Origin of the sequence: Roseomonas sp. KE0001, from assembly GCF_016107285.1 — a bacterium.
Taxonomy (GTDB): Bacteria; Pseudomonadota; Alphaproteobacteria; order Acetobacterales; family Acetobacteraceae; genus Pseudoroseomonas.
In genome coordinates, this window is the sequence record NZ_RCVQ01000007.1 from 262,861 (window position 1) to 279,640 (window position 16,780).

Sequence of the window (16,780 nt, forward strand, 5' to 3'; positions counted from 1 at the left end):
CCTCAGGCCTCCTGCTTGCGCAGCAGCAGCGCCGCCAGCGCGATGAACAGCAGCGCGAAGCCGGCCAGCATCGCGTGGTTCCACCAGAGCGCGTCGAGGCCCAGCCCCTTGCTCATCGTGCCTATGGTGATCTGCTGGAACCAGCTGGCGGGGAAGGCCAAGCCGATGACGCGCCCCGCCCCCGTCAGCGAGGCGGTGGGCACCAGCAGGCCGGAGAAGTTCACCGCCGGCACGATGGAGAGGATGGCGGTGGCGAAGATCGCCGCGACCTGGCTGCGGACGAAGGCCGAGACGAGCAGCCCGAATCCGGTCGAGGCCAGGACGTAGAGCAGCCCGCCCAGGGCCAGCGCCGGAGCCGAGCCGAGGACCGGCACGCCGAAGACAAGCCACGCCGCCGCCACCAGCATGGCGAAGCTGGTCAGCGCCACGGCGATGTAGGGCAGCTGCTTGCCGATCAGGAACTCCGGCGCCGTGACCGGTGTGGCGCGGAAGTTGGCGATGGCGCCGCTCTCCTTCTCGCGCACCACGCCGACGGCGGCGAGCATGGCCGGGACCAGCATCAGCATCAGCATGATGACGCCCGGCACGATGGCGACCACGCTGCGGAAGGCCTGGTTGAAGTGGAAGCGGGGCTCGATGGCCAGCAGCGCCGCGCCGCGCGGCAGCGGGGAGAGCGCCTGCCGGTCCTGCAGCCAGCTCTGCGCCAGACCGAGCACATAGCCGCGCGCGGTCTCGGCGCGGAAGGGCATGGCGCCGTCGATCGCGACCGCCACCTCCGGCCGGTCGCCGCGCCGCAGGTCGTGGCCGAAGCCGGGCGGGATCTCGACCGCGACGGCGATCCGCGCCGCGCGCAGCCGCGCCTCGGCCGCCGCCGCGTCGGCCAGGGGCGGCCTCTCGGAGAAGTAGCGCGATCCGGCGAAGCTTTCGAGCAGGCCACGGCTCTCCGGCGTGCGGTCGCCATCCAGCGCGGCATAGGGCAGGTTCTCGACATCGAAGGAGATGCCGAAGCCGAAGGCCAGCGCCAGCAGCAGCGGTCCGAGCAGGGCGAAGGTCAGGCGGATCGGGTCGCGCAGCAGTTCGAGCGTCTCGCGCCAGGCGCAGGCGGCGAGCCGCGCCGCCTCGAAGCGGCGCGGCCGGCGCGCCGGGGCGGCCGGGCGCGGCGCGGGCGCCTCCGCGGCCTCCTCCGGCCCGGCCGCCTCCTCGAGCCAGCCGATGAAGGCCTCCTCCAGCGTGGCGGCGCCGCGCTCGGCCACCAGCGCGCGCGGCGCCCCCATGGCCAGGATGCGCCCGGCGTGCTGCAGCGAGATCCGGTCGCAGCGCTCGGCCTCGTTCATGAAGTGGGTGGAGATGAAGATGGTGACGCCATCCTCGCGCGAGAGCCGCAGCAGGTGGCGCCAGAACAGGTCGCGCGCCACCGGATCGACGCCGGAGGTCGGCTCGTCCAGGATCAGCAGCGCCGGCTCATGCACCACGGCGGCGGCGAGCTGCAACCGCTGCCGCACGCCCAGCGGCAGGGATTCCGGCGCGGCATCGGCCACCGCCTCGAGGTCGAAGTCCCGCATCACGGCGGCGATGCGCGCCGCGCCCCGCGCCGCCGGAAGATGGAAGAGGCGCGCATGCAGCGCGAGGTTCTGCCGCACCGTCAGTTCGCCATAGAGCGAGAAGGCCTGCGACATGTAGCCGACCTGCCGCCGCGCGTCGCCGCCGGCACCGGGCCGCTGGCCCAGCACCCTCGCCTCCCCCTCGCTGGCCGGCAGCAGGCCGCAGAGCATGCGCATGGTCGTGCTCTTGCCCGAGCCGTTGGAGCCCAGGAAGCCGAAGATCTCGCCGCGATGGATGCGGAGGTCGACATGATCCACCGCGGTGAAGTCGCCGAAGCGCTTGGTCAGGCCGCGCGCCTCGATCACCGGCCCCTCCCCGGGCCGGGGCGGCGGCGGCGGGGTGATGACCACGGGGCGGTGGCCCTTCCGCCGGGCCTCCGGCAGCAGGGCGATGAAGGCCTCCTCCAGGCTGCGCGTCCCGGTGCGGGTGAGGATCCCGGCCGGGCTGCCGGTGGCGATGACCTTCCCGCCATCGAGCGCCGCCAGCCAGTCGAAGCGCTGGGCCTCGTCCATGTAGGCGGTGGCCACCAGCACGCTCATGCCCGGCCGGCGGGCGCGCAGCCGGCCGATCAGCGCCCAGAACTGGCGGCGGGACAGCGGATCGACGCCGGTGGTGGGCTCGTCCAGGATCAGCAGGTCCGGGTCGCGCACCAGGGCACAGCAGAGCGAGAGCTTCTGCTTCATCCCGCCCGAGAGCTTGCCCGCCGGGCGGGCGGCGAAGCGCGCGAGGCCGGTGGCCTGCATCAGCTCCGCCGCGCGCTCGCGGCGTTCGGACGCGCCCTGGCCGAAAAGCCGGGCGAAGTAGTCGATGTTCTCGGCGATGGAGAGCACCGGATAGAGGTTCCGCCCCAGCCCCTGCGGCATGTAGGCGACGCGCCGCCGCAGGCCGGCCAGGGCGGCGCGGTCGCGCAGGTCGGCGCCGAGCGCCGAGATCTCCCCCTGTTGCGGCCGCCGCACCCCCGCCAGCAGGCCGAGCAGGGTGGACTTGCCGACGCCGTCGGGCCCGACCAGCCCGGCCATCACGCCGGCAGGCACCTCCAGGCCGATGTCATCCAGCGCCACCACCTCGCCGTATCGGTGCCGCACCCCGTGCAGCGCGGCGGCCGGCGGGAGAATGGAGGATGGTGGCGCCGCGCCCGCGCCGCTCACGGCAGGCGGACCTCCAGCCGGGGCGGCCAGGGTTGCGCCGGATCGAGCCGGACATAGCCGAGGCCGCGCACCCCGCCCTTCACCTGATCGACATGCGCCCTCAGCAGATCCGGCGGCAGGCGGAGCTTGACCCGGAACATCAGGTTGCCGCGCTCCTGCGCCGTCTCGACCTGGCGCGGCGTGAACTGCGCCTCAGGGGCGACGAAACTGACGCTGGCCGGCAGCACGTAGTCCGGGACCGGGTCCAGCACCAGCCTGGCCTCGGCGCCATAGGTCAGGCGCCCGGCCTGGGCGGCGGGCAGGAAGATGATCATCGAGACATCGGTCGGGTCGATCAGGGTCGCCACACGCCCCCCGGCCGAGACCACCTCGCCGCTGCGCACCAGGCGGTAGAGCACGCGGCCGGTACGCGGCGCGGTCAGGACGGTGTCGTCCAGCAGGGTGCGCACCTCGGCGGCATTGGCCTCGGCGGCGGCGAGATTGGCCTCGGCGCGGCGCCGGCCCGCCTCGGCGGTGGCGACGGTGGCCTCGGCCACCTCCAGCGTCGAGCGGCGCTGATCGAGCTGCTCGGCCGGCGCGAAGCCGCGGCGGGACAGCTCCTGGGTCCGGGCCAGCTCGGTCTGGGCGAGCTGGCGTGTGCTGGCGGCGCGCAGCTGCTCGGCCTCCGCCGCCGCCACCGCCTGCCGCGCTTCCAGGACCTGCGCCTCGGCGGCGAGCAGCCGGGCCCGCAGGGTGCGGTCATCGAGCCGCGCGACCACGGCGCCGGCTTCGACCATCTGGCCTTCCTCGACCGTGACCTCCAGCACCCGCCCGGCGATCTTGCTGGCGATGTCGATCTGCTCCGCCTCGATGCGGCCGTTGGTGGCGGCGATGAAGGAGGGCAGCGCGGGCTCGCGCAGGAGCAGCCGCCAGCCGAGATAGCCGCCGCCCGCCAGGACCACGGCGGCCAGTCCGATCGGCATCACCCAGCGTCGCAGCGGCATGTCTGTCTCCGGTTCCGGCTCCCCAAAGGCGCCGCCGGAAGGCAGTAGAGCAATCCGGCGCGGCGGCGCCAAGGCGGCCGCTCCCGGCCGCGCGTCTCAGCCGCGGGCGGGCGTGCTCGGCGTGCCCAGGACCGCCAGCACCTCCGCGACCGCCTGGAGCTGCTCGGCGCAGTGCCGCCAGCCCGGCGCGGCCCCGGTCGCCGCGGCGGCCGGGGCCGGCGGCACGGATTGCGCCACGCCGGCCGCGAAGCCGGCGCAGATCCGCGCGACCCGGTCGATCTCCTGGCCCAGCTCCGGTGGCGGCGGCGCCTCCTCCCGGCGCAGGGTATTGGCCAGCCCCTCCGCGAAGAGCAGGGCGGAGGCATAGAGGCGGATGCCGCGCCGGTCGTAGCGGGCGGCCATGTCACGCACCTCGGGCGCCGTCAGCCGGCCGCGCAGGGACCAGCGCGCCGCGCCCTGTGCCGCGGCGATGCCGGCGTGCAGGCCGATCAGGCTGGCATGCGCGGCCGAGACGGCCTGCAGCCCGGCCCGCGCCCGCTCCAGCCCTTCCTCCGGCCGGCCGGCCGCCGCCGCCTCCACCGCCGCCCGGCAGCCCTGCAGCGCCTCCGCGAGGCGGCGCAGCAGGTCGCGCGCCGCGTCGTCGATCTGCCGCACCGGATCGGGCGTCATCAGGATCTGGCTGAACACGAGGCCGATGGTGGTGCCCACGGCCACATCGAGGTAGCGCACCAGCCCGGCCTGGGCCGGGCCCACGGCGAGGACCAGCACGGCCGAGACCCCGGCCTGGATCGGCACCACCGGCGGTTGCCCGTAGCCGGCGGCGATGAGGATGGCGAGGAAGCTGCCGAGACCGACCCGCAGCAGCGGATAGGTGTCGGGCAGCAGCAGGGCCAGCTCACCGACGACGATGCCGGTGGTGACGCCGAGCATCAGCCCGACCGCCTGCCGCCCGTGGCTCGGCAGCCCCGGCGCCAGGCAGACCAGCGCGGTGACCGCCGCGAAGACCGGGTGCGAATGGCCGAAGGCGGCCACCGAGACCATCCAGGCCAGCGCCGCCGCCAGCGAGGCGGCGAAGGCGTCGCGCCAGGCCAGGCCCAGCCGCCCGAGCCATCGCGCCCCGATGGAGGCCGGCATGCCTTCTCCCTTTCTCGGCCGGAGTCGCTCCGGCCAGTCTGCCGCCTCCGCGCCGCCCGGGGAATGGCGGGCGTCGCGGCGCGCCCCCCCGGCGCGGGGGGGAAAGCCCTTACCCTTACTCGGCGGGCTGCAGCGCCAGATCCTCCTCCACCGGCAGGGGCGCGCCCTTCAGCGCGGACTGCAGGCGGACGGTGTCCAGCTCGCCCTCCCACCGGGCGACGACGATGGTGGCCACCGCGTTGCCGACCAGGTTGGTGAGGGCGCGGCACTCGGACATGAAGCGGTCGATGCCCAGGATCAGCGCCATGCCGGCGACGGGGACGGAGGGAACCACGGAGAGCGTCGCCGCCAGGGTGATGAAGCCCGCGCCGGTGATGCCCGCCGCGCCCTTGGAGGAGAGCATGGCGACCAGCAGCAGCAGCACCTGGTCCCAGATCGACAGCTCGATGCCGCAGGCCTGGGCGATGAACAGCGCCGCCATGGTCATGTAGATGTTGGTGCCGTCGAGGTTGAAGCTGTAGCCGGTGGGCACCACCAGCCCGACCACGGACTTCCTGCAGCCGGCGCGCTCGAGCTTCTCCATCAGCGTCGGCAGCGCCGCCTCGGAGGAGGAGGTGCCGAGCACCAGCAGCAGCTCCTCCTTGATGTAGCGGATCAGCGCCAGGATGGAGAAGCCGTTGTAGCGCGCGACGGCGCCCAGGACCACGAGCACGAAGAGCAGCGCGGTGACGTAGAAGGTGGCGATCAGCAGCGCCAGGTTGGCGATCGAGCCGATGCCGTACTTGCCGATGGTGAAGGCCATCGCGCCGAAGGCACCGATGGGCGCGGCCTTCATCAGGATGGCGACCAGCTTGAACATCGCCGCCGAGGCCGAGTGCAGCAGGTTCATCACCGGCTCGGCATGGTCGCCGATGGCGGAGAGCGCGATGCCGAAGAGCACGGCGAAGAACAGCACCTGCAGGATGTCGCCGGAGGCGAGGGCGGCCACCGGCGAGGCCGGGATGATGTTCATCAGGAAGCCGGTGATGGTGCTCTCATGCGCCTTGGCCGCATAGCCGGAGACGGCGCTGGCATCGAGCGAGGCGGGGTTGATGTTCAGCCCCGCGCCCGGCTGGACGATATTGGCGATGATCAGGCCGATGATCAGCGCCAGGGTGGAGAAGGTGAGGAAGTAGAGCATGGCCTTGCCGGCGACCCGCCCGACCTTGCCGACATCCCGCACGCCGGCAATGCCGACCACCACGGTCAGGAAGATGACCGGGGCGATGACCATCTTCACCAGCTTGATGAAGGCATCGCCCAGCGGCTTCATCTCGGCGCCGGTCTGCGGATAGAAATGCCCGAGCAGGATGCCGACCGTGATGGCGGCCAGCACCTGGACATAGAGATGCCGGTAGAAGCGCCTGGGCTTGACGGGCGGTGCCTTGCCGGCGACGGCGTGTTCCACGAAGGCCATGGTTGTTTCCTCCACCTTGGGGGGCCCGCCATCGCCCTGCTCGGGATGTCGGGATGACAGCTGGATCAGGCCGCCCGGGGATACGGTCCGCGGATCGGCATGCCCCCCTCCATGGCAAGCCCGATGCCAGACCGCCGCGGCGGTTGGCATCCGGCCCAGATCATTGATCTTATACATGTTTAGAATGTGCCACCCCGCCGCCTCCGCCGCCGCCCGTGCGGATTTCCGCCCGGTTGACGCGGTCCCTGTGCGGAGATCCGCACGGATCCGTCCGGGCCTCCCGTGCTGACCTCCCTGCCGCGCGGGGTCCGGCGCGCCGCGCTGGCGCTCGCCGCCCTGACCCTCCTGGTGGCCGCGGACCGGCTCGCCGGGCGCCTTGCCACGCGCTTCGTCCTGGCCGAGATGGAGGCGGGCGCGCGCGCCGCGGCCGAGCTTCGCGCCACCGTGCTGCGGGCCGAGATCGAGAAGCAGCGCAGCCTGCCGGTGATCCTGGCGCAGGACCCGGACCTGATCCGCGCCCTCGATCGGCCGGAGCCCGGACGCCTGGCGGCGCTGAACGTCAAGCTGGAGCGGCTGGCGGAAGGCACGCGCACCGCCGTCATCTATGCGCTGGACCGGGAGGGGCGCACCGTCGCGGCCAGCAACTGGCGCAGCGACACGAGCTTCGTCGGCCAGGACTACGCCTTCCGACCCTATTTCCAGGAGGCGCTCGGGAGCGGCGCGGCCGAGCATTTCGCCCTCGGCACCGTCAGCCAGCGGCCGGGCCTCTACCTCACGCGCCGGCTGGAGGATGCCGGCGGGCCGCTCGGCGTCATCGTGGTCAAGGCCGAGTTCGCGGAGGTGGAGGAGGCGTGGCGGCGCCTGCGCGAACCGGTGCTGACGACCGACGACCGCGGCATCGTCACCGTCACCAGCGTGCCGGAATGGCATTTCCTGGCCACCCGGCCGCTGGAGCCCGCCGCCCGGGAGGCGATCCGCGGCAGCCTGCAGTTCGGTGAGACGCCGCTGCGCGACCTGGCCTTCACCCCCCATCAGGCGAGCGACGGCCACGGCCTGCTGCGGCTCGACGAGCCGGCGGCGCGCGGCCTCTTCCTCCCCGTCTCCACCCCCGTGCCGGGCACCGGCTGGAGCCTGACCCTGCTGGCTCCCACCGCGCCCACGCTGGAGGCGGCCCGCGCGGCCGCCCGGGCCTGGGCCCTGCTGCTCGGCCTGGCGCTGATGGCGCTGCTCGGCCTCACCCTGCGGCGACGGCGGCGCATGGCGCGGGAGCGGCGGCGCGAGGCGGAGCGGCGCCGGGCGCTGGAGGCCGAGGTCGGCCAGCGCACCGCCGAGCTCAGCGCCGCCAATGCCAGCCTTCGCGCCGAGGCCGAGGAGCGGCAGCGGGCCGAGGCGGCGCTGCACCGCATGCGCGACGAGCTGGGCCAGGCCAACCGGCTCGCCATCCTCGGCCAGATCACCGCCAGCGTGGCGCACGAGATCAACCAGCCGGTCGCCGCCATCCGCAGCTTCGCCGACAATGCCGCCGAGTTCGTGGCGCGCGGCGAGGCCGCCATGGCCGGCCGCGGGCTGGCCACCATCGCCGCCCTCACCGAGCGCATCGGCACCATCACCGCTGGGCTGCGCGGATTCGCCCGCAAGGCCACCGGCGAGGTGGAGCCGATGCCGATCCGCACCGCCATCGAGGGCGCCCTGCTGCTGCTCGGCCACCGCCTGCGCCACGAGGGCATCGCGGTCTCGCTGGCGATCGAGGGCGAGCCGTGCGTGCGGGCCGAGCGCGTGCGACTGGAACAGGTGCTGGTGAACCTGATCCAGAACGCCATCGAGGCGCTGCACGGCGCGGCGGCGCCCCGCATCGCCATCTCCGCCGCCGCCACGGGCGGGCGGGTCCGCGTCCGCGTCGCCGACAACGGGCCGGGACTGCCGCCCGAGGTCCGGCGTTCCTTGTTCATGCCGTTCACGACCACCAAATCCGCCGGGCTCGGACTGGGGCTGGTGATCTCGCGCGGGATCCTGGCCGATCTGGGCGGCACGCTGGAGGCGCCGGAGACGCCGGGCGGCGCCAGCTTCGTCATCACGCTGGACGAGGCCGGCCCAGGGATGAGCGAGGGGATGAGCCGGGAGACGGGCCAGCGAGGGAGCGGCTGAATGGATGTCGTGTTCGTCGATGATGACGACACTCTGCGCGAGGCCAACCTGCAGAGCTTCGCCCTGGCCGGACTGGAGGCCATGGCCGTCGCCTCGGCGCCGCGCGCGCTCGAGGTGGTGGACGCGGAGTTTCCCGGCGTCGTCGTCACCGATGTGCGGATGCCCGGCATGGACGGGATCGCCCTGTTCCACGAGCTGCGCCGCCGCGACCCGGACCTGCCGGTGATCCTGGTCACGGGTCATGGCGACATCCCGATGGCGGTCGCGGCGATGCGCGAGGGTGCCTATCACTTCCTGCCCAAGCCCTACGCGGTAGCCGAGCTGGTGTCGGCGGTGCGGCATGCCCTCGAGAAGCGGCGGCTGGTGCTGGAGAACCGCCGCCTGGCCCGCGCGGTCGAGGCCGGGGCCGATACCAGCCTGCTCGGCGACGCGCCGGCCATGCAGGCGCTGCGCCAGCGGCTGCGGCAGATCGCCGATACCGGTGTCGACGTGCTGATCGAGGGCGAGACCGGCAGCGGCAAGGATGTCGTCGCCTCCGCCCTGCACCGCTGGAGCCGCCGCGCGCACCGGCCCTTCGTCGCCCTCAACTGCGGTGCCCTGCCGGAGAGCGTGATCGAGAGCGAGCTGTTCGGCCACGAGGCCGGCGCCTTCACCGGCGCGCAGAAGCGCCGCATCGGCCGCATCGAGCATGCCGATGGCGGCACGCTCTTCCTCGACGAGATCGAGGCCATGTCGCCCGCCGTCCAGGTGAAGCTGCTGCGCGTGCTGGAGAGCCGCGAGATCGCGCCGCTCGGCACGAACGAGGTGCGGCGGCTCGACCTGCGCGTCGTCGCCGCCACCAAGGTCTCGCTGTTCGATCTGGCGCGGCGCGGTCGGTTCCGCGAGGATCTCTACTACCGCCTGCACGTGGTGACGCTGCGGGTCCCGCCGCTGCGGGAGCGGCGCGCCGACATCCCGCTGCTCTTCGCGCATTTCCTGGAGCGCGCGGCGGCACGCTTCGGCCGCGCGGCGCCGCCGCCCGGCGAGACGGTGCGGCGGCACCTCGTCACGCATGACTGGCCGGGCAATGTGCGCGAGCTGACGCACTACGCCGAACGCGTCGCCCTCGGGCTGGCCGAGGACACGCCCCTGCCCGGCGGCGGCAGGGAGGATGACGCGGCCCCGCTGCCGCAGCGCGTCGATGCCTTCGAGGCGGCGGCCATCACGGAGGCGCTCGCGGCGCATCAGGGCGATGTGCGGGCCGTGGTGGAGGCGCTCGGCCTGCCGCGCAAGACCTTCTACGACAAGCTGAAGCGCCACGGCATCGACCCGAACGACCACCGTCCGGGCCGCCGCTAGAGCAGATCCCGATCACCGGATCGGGTGAAGATGCCCGCGAGAACAGGTGGCTGGAGCGTCTGCCGTGGGCCAGGGCGAACGGACGACGCTCCAGGCGGCCTCAGCGCTTCAGGGCGAGGCGCCGGGCCGGCGGTCCCACAGGCGCAGCCACGAAGGCGGCGCGCACATCCTCCGGCCATTCCGCTACCTTGCGCCGCCCTAGATCGACGCAGAGGAACAGCAACTCGCATTCCGCGCTCTCCCAGCCCTCCTCGGCGTGGAACAGGCGGTGGCGCAGCAGCAGGCGCTTGGCGTCATGCGCGATGATCTCGGTGCTGGCGGCGAGCGGCATGCCGAGCGTCACCTCGCGCCGGTAGGCGATCCAGTTCTCGGCCGCGAAGGTGCCGAGGTCGCGCTCGCGGAAGCCGGGGCCGAGACGAAGGGCGGGCCAGACGACATCGGTCGCCATGTCGAAGGCCACGACATAGTAGGCCAGGTTCATATGGCCGTAGTGATCCACCCATTCCGGGCGGACGGCGCCGACGGCGAAGCGTTCCGCCCAGGGTTGCACCGTCACGTCGCTCATGGCCAGGCGGCCTCCTCTCTCCTTCGCCGCTTCGGGGAAGCGGTTCGCACCCGGCCGGTTAAATCGGGCCGGGCCGGGCGGCACAAGGGGCCGCAGGCGGTGCGCCGCCGGTGGCGGGACGCATCCCCGCACGGGCTGTGCGTGAAAAAGGCCCCGGATGTCGCCATCCGGGGCCTCCTAGCATTGCCTGCGGGCGGCTGGCGCCCACCGCACGGGCCTTCTCAGGCCGGCACGGCCTCCCGCGATCCGGAGAGCCGGGACGGGGCGTGGCACGCCGACATCAAACAATGAGACACCGGATCACCTCCTTTCATGCTGTTGCTGGGACAGATGACATGGGCCGCCGGCCGGCTGGCCGCAAGCCTTCCTCAGCCGGGATCGGGAGGCGCGTATTCGCTGACCAGGGGCCGCAGCCGCTCCGGTCCGGGGTCGAAGGGGGCGAGCAGGCGGACCTCGCCACTCTGCGCCAGGACCTCCTCCCCCGTCTCGTCCAGCCGGACGCCCCTGACCAGCAGCAGCGCCGTCTCCGGCTGCCGTTCGGCCAGGGCCATGAGTTCGGCGCGGCCGAGCGGCACCGGTGCCGCGGTGGCGGTGCTGGCGCGGACCAGGACATGCAGCCGGGCGCCCCGGCGGCGGGCCACCAGATCCAGCGGCTGGCCGCGCGGTGCCGGCCGTACCGTCCAGCCGAGCGCCTCGAGATGCGCCCGCGCCACCGCCAGGCCATGCGCCACCACGGCGGCCCGCGCGCGCGGCGGCAGCCCGCCGCCCTGCCCGCCCAGGCCGCGGCCGGGGCGGCCGGCGGCGGCATTCTCCACCTCGATGCGTTCCGGCGGCGGAGCGGGTGGCATGGCGCCGGCATCCTCGGCGGCATGGATGCGGCCGAGCAGGGCGGCGAAGCGCCCGGCATCCTCCAGGAAGCCCGCATCCGACGGCAGCGCCGCCGCCGGATAGCGGCGGGCCGCCACCGCCGCCCCCTCATAGGACCGGCCCAGCGCGCCGCCACCCAGATCGAAGGGAAGCGTCAGGCCGGGCTCGGCGGCGAGGTCCGCGGCGAGGACGGCCCGCCCCGCCGCGACCAGCCGCGCCATCATCGCCGCCGGGCGCGGCCGGAAGGCGCCATCCTCGTAGAAGGTCGAGCCATGGGCGAGGGAGAGATAGGCCGCCTCCCCCGCCGCGTCGAAGAGATAGACGCAGTACCAGCCCTGCCGCGCGCTGGGTGAGCGGGCCCGCGAATGGAAGCGCGTCCAGGGCAGGCGCGCCTTCGAGCCCAGGCCGTCGCGCCCCTCGGCGCGGAGATCCTCGCCATGAGCGCCCAGCGCCCGGACCAGCCGCGCCCGCCCGCGCATCAGCGCCGCCGGCAGGAGGCGGCGCACCAGCAGGCCGCGCCGCTGCATCGCCGGGGTCGGCAGGGCGCTGTACTGGCGCTGCAGCCGCAGGATCTCGGCGATCTCGTCCCGCACGCCGGCGTCAGCCGCAGCCTTCGGGATTGAGCCAGCCGGCGGGCTGCCCGGCCTCGTCGCGCACGCCCGCGGCGCCCGCGCAGAGCGGATGCAGCGTGAAACGGCGCCCGTCCTCCCCGGGCCAGGGCGGCTCGACGCCGACCGGGCGGAGCGTCTCGCGCCGGGACGGCCGGCCCGGCGGGCCGAGCTCGGCCACGCATTCCAGCCGCTCCCCACCGGGGCGTTGCAGGCGGACCAGCACGCGGCCGTGGTTCATCGGCATGGCGGCGGTGACGACGCCCCCCGCCTCGCCCTCCAGGCAGGCCACCAGGCCGGGCGCCATGGCCGGCAGGAAGCGGGTCCAGCCCTCGTCCTGCTGCGCCGCGGCCGGCAGGGTCGCCAGCGCGAGCCCGAAGGCCACGAAGGGGGCGAGGCGTGGGCGCACGGTCAGTGGATCTCCTTGGACCTGGCGAGCGCCTCCTTCAGCGCCGCCACCGAGAACTGGCCGGAGGCGCAGAGATCCAGGATCGGCTTCTCGCGCCGCGTGCAGAGATCGATCGCCGCCGGCAGACGGCGCACGGCATCCTGCGGGATGACCACGGCACCATGCCGGTCGGCATGCACCACCGCGTCGTGGTCGCAGGCCATGCCGTGCACCGAGACATCCAGCCCGTAGGCCACCATGTGGACATGCGCGTGGCTCGGATTGATCACGCCGCCCAGGATCTGGAACTCGGGCGCCAGCATGTCGATGTCGCGGTAGGAGCCGTTGGTGACGCAGCCCTGGGCACCCAGCGCCTTGTGCACCGCCGAATGCACCTCGCCCCAGAAGGCGCCGTAGCCCGGCGTGTCGTCGAGATCCTGCAGGACCACCACGGTCGGCATGGCGGCATCGGCCACGTATTCGTACCAGCCGGTGCGGATGGACTGCTCCTTCGCCGCCTCGCGGCCGGAGGGGGCGGCGGCACGGATGGCGCCGGTGCGGGCCAGGCCGCAGATCGGGCGGAGCGTCACGTCGGCCGGCACCAGCGGGCGGACGGTGTAGCCATAGCCGCGCCGCTCGGGCGAGGTGATCTCCAGCGCGTTGCAGATGGTGGGCGTGTCCCAGGCGCGCAGCGCTTCCAGGTCGGCGGCGGTGAAGGGGTAGTCGGTCATGCGGGTCTCCTCCGGGCTTCTGACGGCCGGGAGAGGATCGGACGGAAGCGGAGCCGCGTCAAAGGGGCGCGGCGCGCCCGCCGGGACTTCGGGGGGGCGTGCCGGAGGCCCATGCCGATGTCAGGGCCCTGTCCGCCGGCGGGTGCTTCCTCCCCCGCCCCTCACCTCAGCCCGGGTGGCGGTGCCGCCGGGCCTCCTGGCGCATCTGCTCCGCGCGGCGGCGCTCCTCCTCGGCGCGGCGGGCGGCCTCGCGCTGCCGCTCCTCGAAGCGCCGGCGTTCCTCGTCGCGGTGCCGGCGCTCCTCCTCCTCGCGGCGGCGGGCCTCGCGGTGGCGCTCCTCCAGCTGGCGGCGCTCCGCCTCCCAGTGCCGCTGCTCCCGCTCGACATGGCGCCGCGCCTCGATCTCCCGGCGGCGCGCCTCCTCCTCACGCAGGCGGCGCCATTCATCCGGGCGCTGCGCGGCGGCCACCAGGGGCGTGCCCGCCGCCAGGGACACCAGGCCAAGTCCCAGCAGGTCACGTCGTCGCATCGCGCCGCCTCCCTTACCGCCGGCCGGCGGGATCGCCGGACCGACAGGGGGAGGCTCGCCCCGCCGCGTGGCGCGGGCGCGGCGGCGGCGCGGCGAAACCGGGGCAGCCCTCACCGGGGCAGCCCTCACCGGGGCCGCCCGGAGGCGGGCTCAGCCGCGCGGCGTGCCCGCCTCGCCGAGATCCCACCACATCCCGGCGAAGGCCAGCAGCCCCTCGCGCGCCGGCGCGGTCAGCAGATGTTCGTCGGGCCCGTGCTGCTTGCAGCCGTTGTAGCTGTGCGGCACCCAGACCAGAGGCACGCCGAGATGATCGACGAAGACATCGCCCGGCAGGCCGCCGCTGCTGTTGGGGATGATCTGCACCCGCTTGCCCAGGCTGCGCTGCATGCTCTCCTGCGCCCAGCGCACCCAGGGGTGGTCCGGCGCGGTTCGGCTGGCCGGCATGCGCAGCCCCGCATTCTCGATGCGCACCAGCTCCAGCCCGGCCGCGTCCAGGTGGCGGCGCAGCGCCGGCTCGAAGCCGGAGGGATCGCTGTCCACGGTGTAGCGGATCTGGCAATGCGCCCGCGCCCAGGGGGCCACGGCATTGACCGGATTCTCCGGCCGGCCGCTCAGCATGGCCAGCACGATGAAGCTGTTCCAGCCATAGATCTTCTCGGCATCGCTCAGCCCCGGCTCGCCCCAGCCGGCATCGATGCTCGCCGCGCCGTCGCCGCCGCCGACCGGGCAGTCCCGCAGCACGGCGCGCACCGCCTCCGGCACGCCGGCCCCGCCGCCCGGCAGCCAGTCGCGCAGCCGCACGCGCCCGTCCTTGTCGGCGATGCTGGCGATGGCGTGGGCGAGCAGGATGGCCGGATCGCGCGTCAGCCCGCCCCAGTGGCCGGAATGCACGCCGCCCTCGCGCAGCGACACGGCGAGGTCACAATGCCAGGTGCCGCGCGTGCCGGTGGCGATGGTCGGCAGGCCGGGCTCGACGCGCGGCCCGTCGGAGGCGATCAGCGCGTCGGCGGCCAGTTCCTCCGCATGGGCGGCGACGAAATCGCGCAGGCCCTTGCTGCCGCGCTCCTCGGCCATTTCCAGCACCAGCTTCACATTGGCGCCGAGCCGGCCGCCCCGCTCCTGCAGCACCGCCTCCAGGGCCGCCAGATTGATGGCGTGCTGGCCCTTGTTGTCGGCGGTGCCGCGGCCGTACCAGCGGTCGCCGCGATCGGTCAGGCGCCAGGGCTCGAGCCCCTCGGACCATTGCTCGTCCAGCCCAGCCACGGTGTCGCCATGGCCATAGAGCAGCACGGTCGGGCGCGCGGGGTCCTCGATGCGCAGGGCGGTGAGGATCGGGCCGAAGCCCTCCTCGGGATTGGGATGCAGCGTGACGGTGAAGCCGAGCCGCTCCAGCCAGGGCCGGATCAGCCCGGTCAGGTAGCGCTCCATCTCCCCCACCCGCCCGGCCTCCTGCGAGCTGGAGGGCACCGAGACCAGATCGCCCAGCAGGGTACGGAAATGGCCCTCGTCGAAGAAACGCCCCGCCCTGGCCAATGCCTCGTCGCGTGTGCCCATCATCATCTCCTCATTCCGGCTCCCGCGCGGGTGTCGCGCGGGCCCGCCGGCGGGAAGCCGCCCCGCCGGGCCACCCGCGTCCATGGACCCGAGCCGCGCCGGCCGCAAGGCGGGGCGCGGCCCTTTGGCGCTCAGCGCCGGTTTCGGAATCCCGTCGGCCCGGCGCGGGCCGTCAGCGCGTGCGGACCGGCGCCGCGCCGCCCGAGCCCTGCCCCGCCGCGCCGACACCGAGCAGAGCGCCGGCCACCAGCGGCAGCACGATGCCGACAGGCCCCGCCAGGCCAAGGCCACCCGGCTCCAGCTGCACCGGCGCCGGCTCCTCGGCCATGGCCGGCGCCGCCACGGCGGCGGGTGGCGCCACCAGGCGGGGCTGCGACTGGCCGCGCGCCGCCACGACCAGGCCGGCCTCGGCCGGCACCGCCAGGCTGCGAAGCTGGGCCTGCGCCACGCCCGGGGGGAGCGCCAGCAGGGCAGCCGGGACCAGCGCCGCCAGCCGTGGCATCACGCCCCGAGGGCGTTCAGAGCATGGCATTCGGCTTCTCCGGCACGGTCTCGATGAAGGATGGCAGGGTCATGCAGGCGGCCTCGGCCCCCAGCAGCCGCGGATAGGGCAGGTGCACGCCGAAGCGGCGCGCGGCATAGAGCTGCGGCACCAGGCAGATATCGGCAAGATTGGGCGAATCGCCGAAGCAGAAGGGGCCGGGCGAACTGTCCAGCAGGGTCTCGCAGGCATCGAGGCCCTGGGCGATGCATTGCCGGGCCCAGCCCTGCACATCCCCCTCCGAAAGCCCGCCGCTCAGCATGTGGGTCAGCACGCGCTGCGTGTGCAGCGGCTGGATATCGGCCACGATGGCCAGGGCGAAGCTGCGGACCTTGCAGCGCAGCTGCGGATCGGGTGGCAGCAGCGGCGGGCTGGGCCAGATCTCCTCCAGCCATTCCAGAATGGCCACGGACTGGCTGAGCACGGTGCCGTCGTCCAGCTCGATGGCCGGCAGCAGGCCCTGTCGGTTGAGGCGCAGCGTCCCGGCGCCACGCGGGCCACCCCCGGGGGTGTCATGCCATACGGAACCGGCGGCGACGCCCTTCAATGCGAGGGCTATCCTGACCCGCCACGTGGCCGACGATGTCCGGTAGCCGTGAAGACGCATGCCTACCCTTTCCGCTCGCGTCAACGTGAGGATATGGCCGGGTTCTGTCAACCTTTTGATGAATTCGGGCCTTGCGCGCGTCATGTCCGGCCCGTTCGGCCGTGGAGGAGGACAGCCGAATGGACCAGACCGATCGACGCATCCTGCGGGCCCTGGCGCGCAACGCCCGGCTGACCAATGCCGAGCTGGCCGAGGAGGTCGGCCTCTCGCCCTCCCCCTGCTGGACCCGGGTGCGGCGGCTGGAGCAGGCGGGGGTGATCGAGGGCTATGTGGCCCTGCTGAACCAGTCGATGCTCGGCCTGCCGGACACCGTCTTCGTCGAGGTCATGGTCGAGAAGCATGACGAGGCCGCGCTGTCCCGCTTCGAGCAGGCGGTGCTGGACATGCCCGAGGTGCTGGAATGCCACCTCACCACCGGGGAGTACGACTATCTGCTGAAGGCCGCGGTCGGCGGCACCGCGGGCTACGAGGCCCTGCTGCGGGAGAAGCTCTACCGCCTGCCCGGCGTCCGCCACACCCGCACGGCCTTCGCGCTGCGCTGCCTCAAGCGCAGCCTCTCCCCCGCGCCCTGAGGGGCCGGCGAG

Annotated in this window: 15 protein-coding genes; 3 read left to right on the plus strand and 12 right to left on the minus strand. The window is 73.8% G+C overall.

Annotated features, from left to right (window positions below; all coding sequences use genetic code 11):
- Positions 1–2 precede the first annotated feature (2 nt).
- From rbbA to D9598_RS15600, 4 genes are all read right to left on the minus strand, one after another.
- Positions 3–2,750: a ribosome-associated ATPase/putative transporter RbbA gene (gene rbbA / locus D9598_RS15585; protein WP_370592052.1), complete on the minus strand. Its 2,748-nt coding sequence runs from the start codon at positions 2,748–2,750 to the stop codon at positions 3–5.
- On the minus strand, positions 2,747–3,733 hold the full coding sequence (locus D9598_RS15590) for an HlyD family secretion protein (RefSeq protein ID WP_198367454.1): 987 nt from the start codon (positions 3,731–3,733) through the stop codon (positions 2,747–2,749). The genes rbbA and D9598_RS15590 overlap by 4 nt, the downstream gene beginning before the upstream one ends.
- 96 nt (positions 3,734–3,829) lie before the next feature.
- Positions 3,830–4,867, minus strand: a complete 1,038-nt coding sequence (locus D9598_RS15595; protein ID WP_198367455.1) for an aromatic acid exporter family protein — start codon at positions 4,865–4,867, stop codon at positions 3,830–3,832.
- 115 nt (positions 4,868–4,982) lie between these two features.
- Positions 4,983–6,323, minus strand: coding sequence for a dicarboxylate/amino acid:cation symporter (locus tag D9598_RS15600; protein ID WP_198367456.1), 1,341 nt, complete (start codon positions 6,321–6,323; stop codon positions 4,983–4,985).
- A gap of 282 nt (positions 6,324–6,605) precedes the next feature.
- Between D9598_RS15600 and D9598_RS15605 the strand changes: the two genes are divergently transcribed.
- Both D9598_RS15605 and D9598_RS15610 read left to right on the plus strand, forming a co-directional pair.
- Positions 6,606–8,468: an ATP-binding protein gene (locus D9598_RS15605; RefSeq protein ID WP_370592053.1), complete on the plus strand. Its 1,863-nt coding sequence runs from the start codon at positions 6,606–6,608 to the stop codon at positions 8,466–8,468.
- Positions 8,469–9,806, plus strand: a complete 1,338-nt coding sequence (locus D9598_RS15610; protein ID WP_198367457.1) for a sigma-54 dependent transcriptional regulator — start codon at positions 8,469–8,471, stop codon at positions 9,804–9,806.
- A 100-nt stretch (positions 9,807–9,906) separates the two neighbouring features.
- On the opposite strand, the gene D9598_RS15615 is transcribed toward D9598_RS15610, so the two are convergent.
- The 8 genes from D9598_RS15615 to maiA form a co-directional block, all read right to left on the minus strand.
- Complete coding sequence (locus D9598_RS15615; protein WP_198367458.1) at positions 9,907–10,371, minus strand: thioesterase family protein; 465 nt, start codon at positions 10,369–10,371, stop codon at positions 9,907–9,909.
- A gap of 368 nt (positions 10,372–10,739) precedes the next feature.
- Positions 10,740–11,831 (minus strand): MrcB family domain-containing protein, encoded by a 1,092-nt coding sequence (locus tag D9598_RS15620; RefSeq protein WP_198367459.1) that lies wholly within the window; start codon positions 11,829–11,831, stop codon positions 10,740–10,742.
- A 7-nt stretch (positions 11,832–11,838) separates the two neighbouring features.
- On the minus strand, positions 11,839–12,255 hold the full coding sequence (locus D9598_RS15625; RefSeq protein ID WP_198367460.1) for a hypothetical protein: 417 nt from the start codon (positions 12,253–12,255) through the stop codon (positions 11,839–11,841).
- Between the two features lie 2 nt (positions 12,256–12,257).
- Positions 12,258–12,965, minus strand: coding sequence for an RraA family protein (locus D9598_RS15630; protein WP_198367461.1), 708 nt, complete (start codon positions 12,963–12,965; stop codon positions 12,258–12,260).
- A gap of 166 nt (positions 12,966–13,131) precedes the next feature.
- Positions 13,132–13,494 (minus strand): hypothetical protein, encoded by a 363-nt coding sequence (locus D9598_RS15635; protein ID WP_198367462.1) that lies wholly within the window; start codon positions 13,492–13,494, stop codon positions 13,132–13,134.
- A gap of 150 nt (positions 13,495–13,644) precedes the next feature.
- A complete protein-coding gene (locus D9598_RS15640; protein ID WP_198367463.1) occupies positions 13,645–15,048 on the minus strand; it encodes a M20/M25/M40 family metallo-hydrolase in 1,404 nt (467 codons plus the stop codon).
- Between the two features lie 172 nt (positions 15,049–15,220).
- A complete protein-coding gene (locus D9598_RS15645) occupies positions 15,221–15,553 on the minus strand; it encodes a hypothetical protein (RefSeq protein WP_198367464.1) in 333 nt (110 codons plus the stop codon).
- 13 nt (positions 15,554–15,566) lie between these two features.
- Positions 15,567–16,280: a maleylacetoacetate isomerase gene (maiA, locus tag D9598_RS15650; protein ID WP_255528775.1), complete on the minus strand. Its 714-nt coding sequence runs from the start codon at positions 16,278–16,280 to the stop codon at positions 15,567–15,569.
- Positions 16,281–16,315: 35 nt separating this feature from the next.
- Between maiA and D9598_RS15655 the strand changes: the two genes are divergently transcribed.
- Positions 16,316–16,768: an Lrp/AsnC family transcriptional regulator gene (locus tag D9598_RS15655; protein WP_198367466.1), complete on the plus strand. Its 453-nt coding sequence runs from the start codon at positions 16,316–16,318 to the stop codon at positions 16,766–16,768.
- Positions 16,769–16,780: the final 12 nt, after the last annotated feature.